This is a genomic window from Delftia sp. Cs1-4, from assembly GCF_000214395.1.
Lineage (GTDB): Bacteria > Pseudomonadota > Gammaproteobacteria > Burkholderiales > Burkholderiaceae_C > Comamonas > Comamonas acidovorans.
Map to the genome: position 1 here is coordinate 558,445 of NC_015563.1, position 15,532 is coordinate 573,976.

At 69.2% G+C, this 15,532-nt stretch carries 14 protein-coding genes; 11 read left to right on the forward strand and 3 right to left on the reverse strand.

Annotated features, from left to right (window positions below):
* Positions 1-31 precede the first annotated feature (31 nt).
* The 6 genes from DELCS14_RS02500 to DELCS14_RS02525 all read left to right on the forward strand — a co-directional run bounded on the left by DELCS14_RS02500 (position 32) and on the right by DELCS14_RS02525 (position 5,480).
* Complete coding sequence (locus DELCS14_RS02500) at positions 32-391, forward strand: hypothetical protein (RefSeq protein ID WP_012202490.1); 360 nt, start codon at positions 32-34, stop codon at positions 389-391.
* A gap of 129 nt (positions 392-520) precedes the next feature.
* Complete coding sequence (locus tag DELCS14_RS02505; protein WP_012202491.1) at positions 521-1,471, forward strand: AEC family transporter; 951 nt, start codon at positions 521-523, stop codon at positions 1,469-1,471.
* Between the two features lie 100 nt (positions 1,472-1,571).
* Complete coding sequence (locus DELCS14_RS02510; protein WP_013800312.1) at positions 1,572-3,191, forward strand: glycosyltransferase family 39 protein; 1,620 nt, start codon at positions 1,572-1,574, stop codon at positions 3,189-3,191.
* Positions 3,188-4,192 carry a glycosyltransferase family 2 protein gene (locus tag DELCS14_RS02515; RefSeq protein ID WP_012202493.1) on the forward strand — a complete coding sequence of 335 codons (1,005 nt, stop codon included), beginning with the start codon at positions 3,188-3,190 and terminating at the stop codon, positions 4,190-4,192. Before DELCS14_RS02510 ends, DELCS14_RS02515 begins: the two co-directional genes overlap by 4 nt.
* Positions 4,193-4,194: 2 nt before the next feature.
* Positions 4,195-4,617 (forward strand): GtrA family protein, encoded by a 423-nt coding sequence (locus DELCS14_RS02520; protein WP_013800313.1) that lies wholly within the window; start codon positions 4,195-4,197, stop codon positions 4,615-4,617.
* Entirely contained in the window at positions 4,614-5,480 is an 867-nt protein-coding gene (locus tag DELCS14_RS02525) for a ChbG/HpnK family deacetylase (RefSeq protein WP_013800314.1), read from the forward strand. Before DELCS14_RS02520 ends, DELCS14_RS02525 begins: the two co-directional genes overlap by 4 nt.
* Positions 5,481-5,656: 176 nt before the next feature.
* Here DELCS14_RS02525 and DELCS14_RS02530 read toward each other — a convergent pair whose 3' ends face one another.
* The 3 genes from DELCS14_RS02530 to hemE form a co-directional block, all read right to left on the reverse strand.
* On the reverse strand, positions 5,657-6,793 hold the full coding sequence (locus DELCS14_RS02530) for an asparaginase (RefSeq protein WP_013800315.1): 1,137 nt from the start codon (positions 6,791-6,793) through the stop codon (positions 5,657-5,659).
* Between the two features lie 223 nt (positions 6,794-7,016).
* On the reverse strand, positions 7,017-9,230 hold the full coding sequence (gene priA / locus DELCS14_RS02535) for a primosomal protein N' (RefSeq protein WP_013800316.1): 2,214 nt from the start codon (positions 9,228-9,230) through the stop codon (positions 7,017-7,019).
* A gap of 524 nt (positions 9,231-9,754) precedes the next feature.
* Complete coding sequence (gene hemE, locus DELCS14_RS02540) at positions 9,755-10,867, reverse strand: uroporphyrinogen decarboxylase (RefSeq protein WP_013800317.1); 1,113 nt, start codon at positions 10,865-10,867, stop codon at positions 9,755-9,757.
* A gap of 177 nt (positions 10,868-11,044) precedes the next feature.
* Here hemE and DELCS14_RS02545 point away from each other — a divergent pair, with 177 nt between their 5' ends.
* The 5 genes from DELCS14_RS02545 to DELCS14_RS02565 all read left to right on the forward strand — a co-directional run bounded on the left by DELCS14_RS02545 (position 11,045) and on the right by DELCS14_RS02565 (position 15,520).
* Entirely contained in the window at positions 11,045-12,034 is a 990-nt protein-coding gene (locus DELCS14_RS02545) for a tripartite tricarboxylate transporter substrate-binding protein (protein WP_013800318.1), read from the forward strand.
* A gap of 231 nt (positions 12,035-12,265) precedes the next feature.
* Positions 12,266-13,048: an enoyl-CoA hydratase-related protein gene (locus tag DELCS14_RS02550; RefSeq protein WP_013800319.1), complete on the forward strand. Its 783-nt coding sequence runs from the start codon at positions 12,266-12,268 to the stop codon at positions 13,046-13,048.
* 11 nt (positions 13,049-13,059) lie between these two features.
* Complete coding sequence (paaI, locus tag DELCS14_RS02555) at positions 13,060-13,527, forward strand: hydroxyphenylacetyl-CoA thioesterase PaaI (RefSeq protein ID WP_013800320.1); 468 nt, start codon at positions 13,060-13,062, stop codon at positions 13,525-13,527.
* An 11-nt stretch (positions 13,528-13,538) separates the two neighbouring features.
* A complete protein-coding gene (gene paaK / locus DELCS14_RS02560; RefSeq protein ID WP_013800321.1) occupies positions 13,539-14,843 on the forward strand; it encodes a phenylacetate--CoA ligase PaaK in 1,305 nt (434 codons plus the stop codon).
* 17 nt (positions 14,844-14,860) lie between these two features.
* Complete coding sequence (locus DELCS14_RS02565) at positions 14,861-15,520, forward strand: TetR/AcrR family transcriptional regulator (RefSeq protein WP_012202503.1); 660 nt, start codon at positions 14,861-14,863, stop codon at positions 15,518-15,520.
* Positions 15,521-15,532 lie beyond the last annotated feature (12 nt).

The following is a 15,532-nucleotide window of genomic DNA, read 5'->3' on the forward strand; positions in this document are numbered from 1 at the left end:
AGCCTGCCCTTGCTATTTGAAAAGGTGGCATATGGCTTCGATACATGATTCTCTGAACGGCCTGCTGGGCATCGATGGCGCCCTGTGCGCGGCCCTGGTGGACAGCACCAGCGGCATGCTCATGGGCAGCGTGGGCTCCGGCCTCGACATGGAGCTGGCCGCTGCCGGCAACACGGAGGTGGTGCGCGCCAAGCTCAAGACCATGCGCATGCTCAAGCTCGATGACGCCATCGACGACATCCTGATCACCCTGACGCACCAGTACCACATCATCCGGCCCGTGGCCGCCCATGAAGGTGTGTTCTTCTACCTGGTGCTGGACAAGAGCCGCTCCAATCTGGCGCTGGCCCGCCGCAAGGTGCAGGACGTCGAGAAGGACCTGGCGCTGTAAGCGCACGCGCTTGTTGCGCTCGCGCCCCGACCTGCCGGATGCGTATTCCGGCAGGTTTTTTTTCGCCCGGCGTCCGCGCGGTGACACGGGCGCGCGGCAGCGGCACCGGCTTGCTGCCAGAATCGCCGCGTGCTGTCCGTCCTGCTGATCACCTTCCCCTTCTTCGCGCTTGTGGCCTGCGGCTTTGCGGCCACCTGGCGTGGCGTGCTGCCGCAGGCGGCGATACCGGGGCTCAATGCCTTCGTGCTGTATTTCGCGCTGCCCTGCATGCTGTTCCGCTTTGGCGCGCAGACGCCGATTGCCCAGCTGCTGGATGTGGGCGTCTCCGTGGTCTACCTGCTGTGCGCGCTGCTGATGGTGGGCGCCACCGTGGCGCTGACCGTGCGGCGCGTGGGCTGGAACGATGCAGCCTTTGGCGCGCTGGTGGCGGCCTTTCCCAACACCGGCTTCATGGGAGTGCCCATGCTGGTGGCGCTGCTGGGCGAGCGTGCCGCAGGCCCGGTCATCGTCACCATGGCCATCGACATGGTGGTGACCACTTCGCTGTGCATTGCGCTGTCGCGCCTGGGGCTGCCGGGCGGGCATGGTGTGTCCGTGGCGCTGCGCAGGGCGTTTGCCGGCATGGCCGCCAATCCCATGCCCTGGGCCATCGTGCTGGGTGGAGTGGCCTCGGCGGCAGGCTGGACGCTGCCCGGCCCCATCGACCGCACCGTGGCCATGCTGGCGGGCGCGGCCTCGCCCGTGGCGCTGTTCACCATTGGCGCCGTGCTGGCGCGCTCGCAGATGAACAGCCACGAGCGCGTGGCCGCGCGCGACTACGTGCCCATTGCGCTGGCCAAGCTGCTGGTCCATCCGCTGCTGGTCTGGGCCGTGGCCCGTGCGGCCATGGCGCTGGGCCTGCCGCTCGGCGAAGAGGCCTTTGTGGCGCTGGTGCTGCTGGCCGCGCTGCCCAGCGCCAGCAATGTCTCGCTGCTGACCGAGCGCTTCGGGGCGCACGGCGGGCGCGTGGCCCGCATCATCCTGGTGTCCACGGTGCTGGCCTTCCTGAGCTTCTCGGGCGCCGTGGCGCTGATGACCTGAGCAGGCCCGGGCACACCTGAGCGGCAGGCCCGGGGCGCACGGGCATGCTGGTGCTCACTACAATCCCGCCCATGTTTTTTCACCACCTCGACGGGATCGCATGAAATCCTCCCCCTCTGCCCCGGCAGGCGTTCCCACGGGCGCGGCCCTGCTCTGGATGGTGACGCTGGCCTGCCTGCTCTGGGCCCTGGTGTCCTGGCTGGCCAATGGCAATCTGGACGGCTACCACGACATGCTGGAGAACTATGCCTGGGCCCAGCCGCTGCAGCTGGGCACGCACAAGCATCCGCCGTTCTTCGCCTGGGTGGTCGGCCTGTGGTTCATGGTGTTCCCGCAGAACGACGGCTTCTATCGCCTGCTGTCCTATGCCAATGTGGGCGTGGGCATCTGGGGCGTCTACGTGCTGGGCAGGCGCCTGGGGCTGGCGCGCCTGGCGCCGCTGGGCGCGGCCCTGTTGCTGTGGTGCTTTCCGTATACGACGCTGGCCGGCAAGTTCAACGCCAACAGCCAGCTGCTGTCCCTGTGGCCCTGGGCGGCGGCCCTGCTGCTGGCCAGCTGGCAGGAAAAGGGCGCGCGCGGCGTGGCCTTCAGCGTGGCGCTGGGCGTGGTCTCGGCCGCCTGCATGCTCAGCAAGTACTACAGCGGCGTGTTCCTGGCCGGTTTCCTGCTGCCCATCTTCCTGGTGCGTGAAGGGCGCCAGTGGCTGCTCACACCCCGGCCCTACGTGGCGCTGGCAGCCTTTGGCCTGGCGCTGGCGCCGCATGTGGCCTGGATTGCCCACCACCAGTGGGTGACGCTGGGCTATGCCATGGACCAGGGCGGCGGGCAGGTGGTGTGGGGCTATGTGCTGCGCTTTGCGCTGGCGCCCATCTTCTACTGGCTGCCGGCCTGGCTGGCCGTGTGCCTGGTGTATGGCTTCATGCAGGCCCGCCAGCAAGGCGGCGGCTGGCTGCGCTGGAGTGCGCGTTTCCTGCGCCGCAGCTGGTGCTGGCAGGGGCGCGGCGACACGCTGTTCTGGCTGGCCCTCATGCCCTGGCTTGCGACGCTGGGCTTTGGAGCCACCGGCGTGGTGGAGCTGTCCACGCCCTGGGCCATTCCCATCGGCTATGCCTTCGTGCTGCTGTGGCTGCGCAACCTGGACGCCGAGGCGCCCGCCGTGACGCAGGCCGCCCTGGCCGCGCTGCGCCGCGCCTGGTGGCCTAGCCTGGCCGTGGTGCTGGTGATCGGGCTGGCCGTGGGCTGGGGCAATGCGCGCAAGAGCGGCTCCGACTACTACCGCCCTGCGGCAGATGCGGCGCAGGCCATCGTGCTGTCCTGGAACCAGCGCCACCCGCAGCAGCCGCTGCAGTGGGTGGGCGGCGACTGGGCGGAAAACGCCATGCTGTCTTTCTATGCCCAGCCGCATCTGCGCACCATTCCCGGCCTGCCCGACAGCGAATATGCGCGCGTGCTGGCGCTGCCGGACTGGCGCCAGCAGCCCGGGCTGCTGCTGTGCCCGCGCGGCCCGGTGGCCAGCGAGCCCGGCCCGACCGCGAAATCGCGCGACTGCGAGCAGCAGGCGCAGGCCTGGCTGGCGAAGCTGGGCCTGCCGCAGGAGGCGCGTGTGCTCACGGTGCAACGCTCGGGCTGGCGTTTTCCTCGGCCCAGTCCCTATGCCTATGCGGTTTTTGACGTGTTGCCGCGCGCGGGCAGCCAGCACGCTGACAATGCTGGCCTATGACCGAATTGCATGCTGACATTGCTCCGGCCGCTCCCAAGGGGATGCTGCCGCGCCCCCCGCTGCGGCTGAGCTGCGTGGTGCCAGCCCACAATGAAGAGGGCAACCTGGAGGCGTTCCTGCGCGCCCTGGACGCGACGGTGCGCACGCTGACGCCCGACTACGAGCTGATCGTCGTCAACGACGGCAGCCGTGACGCCACGCACGAGATCGCGCTGCGCATGGCCCAGGAACTGCCCGTGCGCTATCTGGCGCTGTCGCGCAACTTCGGCAAGGAGGCGGCGCTGTCGGCCGGCATAGACCATGCGCGCGGCAACGCCGTGGTGCTGATCGACGCCGACTTCCAGCATCCGCTGGAGATGCTGCCCCAGATGTGCGAGCTGTGGCAGTCCGGCTACGACATGGTCTATGGCGTGATCGCCGACCGGGGCGCCGAAAGCGGCGCCAAGCGCGTGGGCACCAACCTGTTCTACCGGCTCATGAATGCCGGCAACCTGGTGAAGATCCCGCCCAATGCCGGCGACTTCCGCTGGCTGGACCGCTGCGTGGCCGACGCGCTCAAGGCCCTGCCGGAGAGCCACCGCTTCATGAAGGGCCTGTACGCCTGGGTGGGCTTCAAGGCCGCGGCCCTGCCGTTCGTGCCGGCCGACCGCACGGCCGGGGCGTCCAGCTTCAATTTCCGGCGCCTGGGCTCGCTGGCCCTGCTGGGTCTGACCTCGTTCACCACCTTGCCGCTGCGCGTGTGGAGCGTGGTGGGCGGGATCATCTCGCTGGCGGCCCTGCTCTACGGGCTGTGGATCACCATGGAGACGCTGATCTTCGGCAACCCGCTGGACGGCTGGCCCACGCTGGCGGCCAGCATCATGCTGTTCTCGGGCGTGCAGCTGATGTCCATCGGCATCCTGGGCGAGTACATCGGCCGGATCTATGACGAGGTCAAGCGCCGTCCCACCTACCTGCTGGCGCGCGACGAAGACCGCAGCCCGCTGGCGCCACGGGACTAGCCATGCACGACGTGATCGCACAGCTGCGCCGCCTGCCGCAGGCGCTGCAGTTCGTGCTGGTAGGGGGCTGCGCGGCCGCCACGCACCTGGCCGTGGTCGCCCTGCTGGTGCAACGGCTGGGCATGGCGCCGCTGCATGCCAACGTGCTGGCCTTTCTCGTGGCCTTCGTGGTCAGCTACAACGGCCATGCGCTGTTCACCTTCGTGCAGGCCGGGGCGCAAGGCTGGGCCGTGGCCGGCAAGTACTTCGCCGTGGCCTGCGCCTCCTTCGTGGCCAACGAGCTGCTGTACTGGGTGGCCCTGCACTGGCTGCACTGGCACTATTTCTGGAGCCTGGCCCTGGTGCTGGTGCTGGTGGCGGTGGGCACCTTCGTCTTCGCCAAGTTCTGGGCCTTTGCGGCCCCCGGCCGCAAGGAATCCTCATGAACACCGTACCTGCCAGAAACAACGGGGAGAAGGCCTCGGCCAGAACCGTCGTCCTGTGCGCCGACGACTATGCGCTGCACCCCCTGGTCGATGAAGCCGTGGAGCAGCTCACGCTGCAGGGCCGGCTGTCGGCCACCAGCTGCATGACCACCTCGCCGCACTGGAGGCAGGCCGCCAGGCGCCTGCCCGCGCTGCGCCCGCGCCTGTCGCTGGGCCTGCACTTCAACCTGACCGAAGGCCACGGCCTGCAGCCTGCCGCCGGCATCGGTGCCGTGATCGCGCGCGCCTATGCCGGCGCACTCGGCGGCGCCGCCATGCGCGACGCCTGGCGCCGCCAGCTCGACGCCTTCGAGGACGCGCTGGGCATGGCCCCCGACTTCATCGACGGCCACCAGCACGTGCACCAGCTCCCCGGTGTGCGCGCCGCGCTGGTGCAGGAATTGCGCCAGCGCTATGGCGACAACGCCGACGACCTGCCCTGGGTCCGCTCCACCACGCCGGCCGGCCAGCTCTGGCGCGACCCCAAGGCCGCCATCATCGCCCTGCTGGGCGGCTGGACCACCACCCGCCGCCTGCGCCGCCAGGGCGTGCCGCTCAACCACGGCTTCGGCGGCGTCTACGCCTTCGACCAGCCCACGCCCGAAGGCTATGGCCGCCACATGGCCCAATGGCTGGCCCAGCTGCAGCCCGGCAGCCTCATGATGTGCCACCCCGCCACCGCCCCCGTCCAGGGCGACGCCATAGGCGCCCAGCGCGCCGTCGAATACGCCTACCTGCGCTCCGACGCCTTCGCCCAGGCCCTGGAACAGGCGCACTGCCACATCGCCCAAGGCCCCCTCACCCCGCTGTTCACAACGAACTAGCAAGCGGCAATAGAAAAAGCCCCGCGAACGGGGCTTGGGACGAGGCTGCAAAAACTGGCGCGGCCCAAAGCAAGGGACAGCAAGCAAGGGCCGCCCCGCAGCGAGGCTGTCGTCCCCCTCCCCCGCGAAGCGGGTAGAGAGGGGGAAGGCGCGCCAGCGCCTCAGGGGGTGCTTTATCAGTACTCCCAGAAGATGCGCTGCAACTGCTTCGTGTCCTGCGTCTTGGTCAGGGCCACGGCCGCCAGCAGGCGCGCCTTCTGCGGGTTCAGGTCATGGGCGACGACCCAGTCGTACTTGTCATCGGGCTGCTCGGCATTGCGCAGCACGAAGCCGGCCGGCACGCGCGAGCTGCGCACCACGATCACGCCCTTTTGGCGCAGTTCGTTGAGCTTGGGCACGATGCGGTCGGCCACCGAGCCATTGCCCGTGCCTGCATGCACGATGGCCTTGACGCCGGCCTTGCCCAGCGCGTCGATGGCCGTGGCGGGCACGTTGCCGTAGCCATAGACGATGTCCACTGCGGGCAGGTCGGTGATCTGCTCGATGTTGAACTCGCTGCCCCTGGTGTGGCGCTTGACGGGGGCGCGGAACCAGTAGGTCTTGCCCTCGACCACCATGCCCAGCGGGCCCCACTGGCTGGCGAAGGCATTGGTCTTGATGTTGGTGAGCTTGGCGACATCGCGCGCGGAGTCGATGTTGTCGTTCATGCTGACCAGCACGCCCTTGCCCGCCGAGTCCTTGGACGCGGCCGTGGCCACGGCGCCCAGCAGGTTCAGCGCGCCGTCGGCCGAGATGGCCGTGCCGGGGCGCATGGAGCCGACCATGACGATGGGCTTGTCGGTGGGCACCACCAGGTTCAGGAAGTAGCCGGTTTCCTCCAGCGTGTCCGTGCCGTGGGTGACGACGATGCCGTCCACGCCGGGCTGCTTGGCCAGCTCGTTGACGCGGCGGGCCAGCGTCAGCAGTTCCTTGTTGGTGAAGCTCTCGGAGGCGATCTGGAAGACCTGCTCGCCGGACACGTTGGCGATGTTGCTCAGCTCGGGCAGGCCGGCCAGCAGCTTGTCCACGGGCACCTTGGCGGCCGTGTAGGTGGCGCTGTTGACGGCGCTGGCGCCCGCGCCGGCAATGGTGCCGCCCGTGGCCAGGACGACCACGTTGGGCTTGCCGGCCTGTGCGGTGGGAGCGGGTGCAGGGGCGGCGGCCGTGGCGGGCGCTGCGGCTGCGGGGGCCTGGCTGGCGCCGGGCTGGGACGCGCAGCCTGCCAGCGCAAGCGCGACGGCCATCAAGGTCATACGGAAGGGGGTGAACGGCATGTATCGCTCCTGGAAAGGCATTGAATGATCCAGCCTTGTGGGCTGAATGCGGCACGATGCAATAAACATGCCCCGCCTGCATCAGCGCAAATCCCGATGGGAGCCGCGCAGCGAATGCGCTAAAAGCGCTTCCGAAAAAGGAGCGGTGAACGCTTTGCGGGATTGCGCCCAAGGCCTGAAAGGCTTGAGGTTTTTTGGGGCCGTTCCAAAGGCCGTGCCACGCTCAAATGGCCAGCGGGTCCACGTCCACCAGCCAGCGCACCAGGGCGCGGTGCCCAGGCTGTGCCCTGATCCAGTGCAGGTGCGCCTGCCAGGCCCAGAGAAAGCGCAGCAGGGCGGGCCGCTGGGCCGACTCGATCAGCATCTGCGCGCGCTCCACATTGGCCACGCGCTGCACGGACATGGGAATGGGCGGATAGAGAAAGACATCGTCCACATGGGGCAGGCCGGCCTGGCGGGCGGCCTCGGCCGCAGCGGCCAGGAAGGCCTGGGCGGCTTCCTGCGTGCGCGCATCGGCCCGCACGATGGCCTGGAAGGCGAAGGGCGGCATGCCCGCATCGCGCCGCTCGCGCAACTGGCGCGCGGCGAAGGCCGGGTAGTCGTGCGAGCGCAGCGCGGTGTAGACGGGGTGGGACGGGTCGTGGGTCTGTATCCACATCTCCGGGTGGCTGCCCTGGGCGGCCACGTAGTGCGCGTCGCGTCCTGCGCGGCCGGCGGCCTGCATAAGCAGGCTGAACAGGCGCTCGGGCGCTCGGTAGTCGCTGGAGAAAAGAGCGCTGTCGGGCTGCACGGCGGCCACCAGGGTGATGCGCCGGAAGTCATGGCCCTTGGCCACCATCTGGGTGCCCACCAGCACGTCGATGTCGCCCGCATGCACCTGGGCCAGTTGCTCCTCCAGTGCGCCCTTGGCGCGCGTGGTGTCGGCGTCGATGCGCGCCACGCGGGCGGGCTCGCGGTCGGGGCGCTGCACATTGCGCAGCAGGCGGGCCAGTTCTTCCTCCAGCTGCTCCGTGCCCTTGCCCAGCGGCAGGATGTCGGGATTGCCGCAGCCGGGGCAGGCCATGGGCACGCGCTGGGTGTAGCCGCAGTGGTGGCAGCGCAGCGTGCGGTCGGCCTTGTGGAAGACCTGGTGGGCGCTGCAGTGCGGGCAGTCGCTTTTCCAGCCGCAGTCGGCGCAGAACAGCACGGGCGCGAAGCCGCGGCGGTTGAGCAGCACCAGGCTTTGCTCGCCGCGCTGCACGCGCTCGGTGATGGCATCGATCAGCGGCGGCGAGAACACGGCCTTGCGCGGCTGCTGGCCCATGTCCACCAGGCGCACGCGCGGCAGGGCGGCCGCGCCGATGCGGCTGGGCATGTGCAGGCGCAGGTAGCGGCCGCCCTGCGGCTCGTCGGCATTGGGCGGGCGGCTGGCGTGCCAGCTCTCCAGCGACGGCGTGGCACTGCCCAGGATGACCTTGGCGCCGGTATCGCGCGCGCGCCAGATGGCCAGGTCGCGCGCCGAGTAGCGTGCGCCTTCCTGCTGCTTGTAGCTGGCGTCGTGCTCCTCGTCCACCACGATGAGTGACAGGCCCGGCAGGCTGGCGAAGACCGACATGCGCGTGCCCAGCACGATGCGCGCCACGCCGGTGTGCGCGGCCAGCCAGCTCTTGAGCCGCTGGGGGTTGGTCATTGCGCTGTGCATGCTGACCACGCAGGCGGCGCCGTACTGCGGCGCGAAACGCTCCGTGAAGCGCTGCTCCAGCTGGGGCGTGAGGTTGATCTCGGGCACCATCACCAGCACCTGGGCGTCGGGGTCGGCGTCCAGTGCGGCCTGGGTGGCTCTCAGATAGACCTCGGTCTTGCCGCTGCCCGTGCTGCCGAAGAGCAGAAAGGGGCCGGGATGGGCGGCGATCTGCGTGAAGACGTCGGCCTGCTCGGCGCTGAGGACGATGGGGGGAATGTCTGCGGCGGCCGGGGCCGGTGCGAGCGCTGATGCAGGTGCTGATGCAGGCGCAGTGCCAGGCGCCTGTTCCGCCTGCTCCTCTTTTGCAGCCTTGGCCGCTCTCTTCGCCGCGGCCTTGGTCGGCCTGAGCCGGCGCGCCAATTGCTCGGCCGTCATCTCGCGCAGTTGCGGGGGCAGGGCCGTCACGGCGATTTCGCCCACGCTGCGCTGGTAGTAGTAGGCGGCGAAGGCCACCAGCCGGCGCCAGGCGGCCGGCAGCGGCGCAATGCCCTGCAGCACGGCGGCGATGGGGCGCAGCTCCACACCTTCGGGCATGGCGGCGGGGCGGGGCGGGGCGTCCCAGACCACGCCCAGCAGGTCCCGGCGACCCAGGGGCACGCGCACCAGGGTGCCCGCCTCCAGGGGCTGGTCGCAGGTGTAGCTCAGCAGTTCGCCCACGGCGCTGTGCGCCGGCGTCTGGACGGCGACATGGACGGTGTGGGCGGGGAGGGACATGCGAATGCGGGGAAAGCGGGGCCTGAAAACGCGGGCGCCGCACGGCAGGGCCTGCGGCAACCAAGCCGCCAAGCATAAGCCTTTGGCGCTGCCCGGAGCCTGGGTGCGGCGTTCTACACCAGACGCCCCGGCCGGTGACTGCGGGTTTCTGGGTATATCGTCAATTTCTGTGGATAACTTTGTGGGGATTATTCGGATCTATGGGCATGCACCTGCTTATCCGGCCTTGCCAATCGGTGCATGCTGAAAATGTTGCTATCAAAAAATTTATTCAAAAACAATGGCTTATATCGATATGTCGCCGGATTGCAGGCGCCGATGACAACTGCAACTCCTAGGGCCTCGCTCGGATTTTTCTGTGCATAAGATGGTCTGTGGCCATCTTGTGCAGCAAGCGGCTGTCGGGTACCCGGCTTGTGGACAGCGGGGCCTTGCCGGGCCGTTGGCGGCCCCGGCAGGGGCCGGCGCTGCGCTGGCGTCCGGCCCTGGGGTTCGGGAGAAGCGGGGGCGGGGAGGCGGCTCGCTCAGCGCTGACGCAGGGCGCGCGAATGGCTGTGCACGGTCTCCACCAGGGCCGCCACATGCTCGGGCGGCGTGAACTGGCTGATGCCGTGGCCCAGGTTGAAGATGTGCGTGGGGCCCGTGGTGGTCCTGTCGGTGTGCGGGGCGCCGAAGCTGTCGAGCACGGCGCGCGCCTGCTCGGCCACGCGCTCGGGCGGTGCGAACAGCACATTGGGGTCGATGTTGCCCTGCAGCGCCTTGCCGGGTCCGCCCACCTCGCCGCCGACGATGGCGCGGGCGCGGGCCAGGTTGGCCGTCCAGTCCAGGCCCAGCACCTCGCAGTCCAGGTCCTTCATGTCGGGCAGCCAGATGCCGCCGCCCTTGGTGAAGACGATGCGCGGCACGTCCTGCCCATCGACGCCCGTGCGCTTGAGTCCGGCCAGCACGCGCTTGGTATAGGCCAGGCTGAATTCCTGGAAGGCGCCGTCGGCCAGCACACCGCCCCAGCTGTCGAACACCATCACGGCCTGGGCGCCCGCATCGATCTGGGCGTTGAGGTAGGCGGCCACGCTGTCGGCGTTGACGGACAGGATGCGGTGCATCAGGTCGGGGCGCGCATACATCAGGCTCTTGACCAGGCGGTAGTCGTCGCTGCCCTTGCCCTCGACCATGTAGCAGGCCAGGGTCCAGGGGCTGCCCGAGAAACCGATCAGCGGCACGCGGCCATCGAGCGCGCGGCGGATGCTGGTCACGGCGTCGAACACATAGCGCAGCTTGTCCATGTCGGGCACGGCCAGCTCGGCCACGGCGGCCTCGTCGCGCACCACCTTGGCGAAGCGCGGGCCCTCGCCTTCGGCAAAGGACAGGCCCAGGCCCATGGCGTCGGGCACGGTCAGGATATCGGAGAACAGGATGGCCGCGTCCAGCGGGAAGCGCTCCAGAGGCTGCAGCGTGACCTCGGTGGCGTAGTCCACGTTGGTGGCCAGGCCCATGAAGCTGCCGGCCCGCGCGCGCGTGGCCTTGTATTCGGGGAGATAGCGGCCCGCCTGGCGCATCAGCCACAGCGGCGTGTAGTCGGTGGCCTGGCGCCGGCAGGCGCGCAGGAAGGTGTCGTTGGTCAGGGGGGCGAAGCTCATGGTGGGCGATTGTCGCCGAGTCGGCTTCGCCAGGCTGTCGCGATGCCCGAGCGGCGCAGGGCGTCTTGCCTCGGGTTAACCCTGGTCAATATCGGCGGCAACGGGCTTTTTGAGGCCGCTACATTGTGCGGCGTGCGTTCCGCACGGGAATCCGTCCATGCAAGGAGAGAGTTTGCGATGCAGCGAAGAACCCTGACCCAGATCCTGGCCCTGGCCCCGGCTGTTTCGGCCGCCAGCTGGCTGGCTGGAAGTGCCACGGCGGCCGAGCCGCTGTTTCCGGGCAAGGCGCCGCTGCGCATCGTCGTCGGCTACCCGCCCGGTGGCGCCACCGACCGCGTGGCGCGCATCGTGGCCGACAAGCTGCAGGCGCGCGTGGGCTCGCCCGTGGTGGTGGAGAACAAGCCCGGCGCGGGCGGCCGCCTGTCGGCCCAGTATGTGAAGAACGCGCCGGCCTCCCAGCCCGCGCTGCTGCTGGCCAACCCGGCCGTGATGCTGGTGGCGCCCCTGGTGTTCCCCGACTCGGGCTACGACCCCGACAAGGACTTCCGCCCGGTCAGCGAGGTCAATCGCTACGAATTCGGCGTGGCCGTGGCCAGTGCCGTGCCCGTCAGGCAGCTGTCGCACCTGCTGGCCTGGCTGCGTGCCAATCCGCAGCAGGCCAACGTGGGCGTGCCGGCCACGGGCAGCCTGCCGCACTTCTTCTCGCTGATGCTGGGCGAGGCCGCCAAGGTCCGGACCGAAACCGTGGGCTACAAGGGCTCGGCCCCGCTGCTGACCGACCTGGTGGGCGGCCAGGTGCCGCTGGCCATCGACACCTTCGACGTGCTGCTGCCCCAGCACGAGGCCGGCAAGATCCGCGTGCTGGCCGTGTCGGGCGAGCGCCGCAGCACCATGGCGCCGGACATTCCCACGCTCAAGGAATCTGGCCTGAACCTGTCGGGCATGGGCTGGAACACCTTGTTCGCGCCGCAGAGCATGGCGCCCGACATTGCCGAGCGCCTGTCGCGCATGGTGCAGGAGATCATGAAGGAGCCCGACACGCGCCAGAAATTCGAGGCCAGCCGGCTGACCCCGGTCTCCAGCAGCAGCGCGCAGACGGCCGAGATGCTCAAGGCCTACCGCGCGCAGTGGACGCCGGTGGTGCAGCGCTCGGGCTTCAAGCCCTGAACCTTCAAGAAAAATGGCCCGTGCGGGCCTTTTTTCATCGCCGGGCCGCCCCAAGATGAAAAACGCCCCCTCGGGGGGCAGCGTGGGGGTCATTTTTCATGGGGCCTAGGGGTTTCCTCGGTGCCTGGGCGCTTGTGGTGGAAAGGGTCTGGCGACTAACATTTACCGACCATTCGGTAAATTATGTTTGATCTGCCGCATAAAGACGGCAGACAGGCCACGGAGACTTTCATGCCCCCATCGCTGGTTCTGGTTGAGCAGCACGACGCCGTCCGCACCCTGGTGCTGAACCGCCCCGACGCGCTCAACAGCTTCAACGCGCAACTGCACGAGCAGCTGCTTTCGGCCCTGGAGCAGGCCGCCGGCGATGCCTCGGTGCGCTGCGTGGTGCTCACGGGCGCGGGGCGCGGCTTTTGCGCGGGCCAGGACCTGTCCGACCCCGAGGCCGCGCCCGACCAGAACCTGGGCGACCTGATCGAGCGCCGCTACCAGCCGCTGTGCCTGCGGCTCAAGTCCATGCCCGTGCCCGTGGTGGCCGCCGTCAACGGCGTGGCTGCCGGCGCGGGCGCCAATATCGCGCTGGCCTGCGACCTGGTGCTGGCCGCGCGCTCGGCCAGCTTCATCCAGGCCTTTGCCAAGATCGGCCTGGTGCCCGACTGCGGCGGCACCTGGCTGCTGCCGCGCCTGGTGGGCCGTGCGCGCGCCCTGGGCCTGGCCCTGCTGGGCGACAAGCTGCCTGCGGCCGAGGCCGAACGCATCGGCCTGATCTGGCGCTGCGTGGAAGATGCCGATTTGCGCAGCGAAGCCCAGGCCCTGGCCCAGCGCCTGGCCGCCATGCCCGTGCGGGCCCTGGCGCGCACGCGGGAGGCCATGGACTCGGCCCAACTGCTGGACTACGAGCATGCGCTCACGCGCGAGGCGCGCCAGCAGGGCCAGCTGGGCGCGGCCCACGACTACCAGGAGGGCGTGGCCGCCTTTCTGGGCAAGCGGGCTGCCGTGTTCTCGGACCGTTGAGGAGCGGCGCCATGCAAGACACCCACACCCCGGACGAAGCCGCACAGCGCCTGGCCGAACAGGTGCGCGACGGCATGCTGGCGCGCGACCGCGCCGCGCAAGGCCTGGGCCTGCGCATCACGGACATCGCCCCCGGCGCGGCGCGCATGGAGATGGCCGTGCGCGACGACATGCTCAACGGCTTCGACATCTGCCACGGCGGCTTCATCACGGCGCTGGCCGACACGGCCTTTGCCTATGCCTGCAATGCGCGCAACGAGATGACGGTGGCCTCGGGCCTGAGCGTGGACTTCGTCGCGCCCGGCCGGCCTGGCGACGTGCTCACGGCCCAGGCCCGCGAAATCTCGCGCGCAGGCCGCACCGGCGTCTATGACGTGCAGGTCACCAACCAGCGCCAGGAAGTGATCGCGCTGTTCCGTGGCCGCTCGCACAGCTTCAAGGGCCGGCCCACCGTGCCCGGCCTGACAGAGCCCACCTGAAGAGGTCCGCCATGTCCCTGCAGCGCCCCGCCCCCGGCGAACTCGACCCCATCGAAACCGCCAGCCGCGACGAGATCGCCTCGTTGCAGCTGCTGCGCCTGCGCTGGTCGCTGCAGCATGCCTACGACAACGTGCCCCACTACCGCCGCGCGTTCGATGAGAAGGGCGTGCATCCGTCCGACCTGCGCACGCTGTCCGACCTGGCCCGCTTTCCCTTCACCACCAAGAAGGACCTGCGCGAGAACTATCCGTTCGGCATGTTCGCCGTGCCGCGCCAGAAGGTGGCGCGCGTGCATGCCTCCTCGGGCACCACGGGCAAGCCCACGGTCGTGGGCTACACGTTGAATGACATCGACAACTGGGCCAACCTGGTGGCGCGCTCCATCCGCGCGGCGGGCGGGCGGCCCGGCGACATGGTGCATGTGGCCTATGGCTACGGCCTGTTCACGGGCGGCCTGGGCGCGCACTACGGTGCCGAGCGCGCGGGCTGCACCGTGGTGCCCATGTCGGGCGGGCAGACCGAAAAGCAGGTGCAGCTGATCCAGGATTTCCGGCCCGACATCATCATGGTCACGCCCAGCTACATGCAGGTGATCGTCGAGGAGATGCAGCGCCAGGGCCTGGACCCGCGCGAGAGCTCGCTCAAGATCGGCATCTTCGGCGCCGAACCCTGGACCGAGGCCATGCGCCGCGAGATCGAGGGCAAGGCGGGGCTGGATGCCGTGGACATCTACGGCCTGTCCGAAGTCATGGGCCCGGGCGTGGCCAGCGAATGCGTGGAGAGCAAGGACGGGCCGGTGATCTGGGAAGACCATTTCTATCCCGAGATCATCGACCCGGACACGGGCGAGGTGCTGCCCGACGGCAGCGAGGGGGAGCTGGTCTTCACGTCGCTGTCCAAGGAGGCCATGCCCATCGTGCGCTACCGCACGCGGGATTTGACGCGGCTGCTGGCGCCGACTTCGCGCAGCTTCCGGCGCATGGGCAAGATCGTGGGGCGCAGCGACGACATGCTCATCATCCGCGGCGTGAACCTGTTTCCCACGCAGATCGAGGAGATCGTGCTCCAGAACGCCCAGCTGTCGGGCCAGTACCAGCTGGTGGTCACGCGCGACGGCAACCTGGACCGGCTGGCCGTGCGCTGCGAGATGCAGCCGGGCACGCAGGGCGACACCGAGGCGCTGGCACTGTGGGTGCAGCAGCGCATCAAGACCCTGGTCGGCGTGAGCGCCGATGTCGAGGTGCTGCGACCCGATTCCATAGAGCGCACCCTGGTGGGCAAGGCCCGCCGCGTGATCGACCACCGCAGCCGCTGAGCGCGCACAGGAGTCCCATGGCCCGAGGCCGATCTTCCGGATACGACGACCAGCGCGAACTGATCCTGGGCCATGCCGCCGCGCTGTTCGCGCGCAGCGGCTACCCCGGCACTTCGATGAACGAGGTGGCCCAGGCCTGCGGCCTGTCCAAGCCCACCATCTACCACTACTTCCGCGACAAGTACGCGCTGCTGGTGGACATCACCGATGGCCACATGACGCGGCTGCAGTCCCTGGTGGACGAAGTGCAGTCCATGGGCCTGCCGCCCGAGCCGCGGCTGCGCATGCTGATCGAGCGCTTCGTGCAGGAATACGCCCATGCCCGCCATGCCCACCGCGTGCTGACCGAGGACGTGCGCTTCCTGCAGGACGACGACCGCCAGCGCGTGCTGGGCAAGGAGCGCGCCGTGGTCGAAACCTTTGCCCAGGCGGTGGCCCAGCTGCGGCCTGACGCCGATGGCGCGGGCCTGTCCAAGGCGCTGGCCATGCTGCTGTTCGGGATGATGAACTGGATGTTCACCTGGCTGCGGCCCGACGGCTCGCTGGACCACGAGGCCATGGCCCCCGTGGTGGCCGACCTGTTCCTCGGAGGCCTGCCGGCCGTGCAGACCCCAGGCAAACCCGGGCATCAAACCGCTGGCAAAAAAATAGTTACCACGGTAAATTGTGGCGCCTGAAGGTGCCACGCC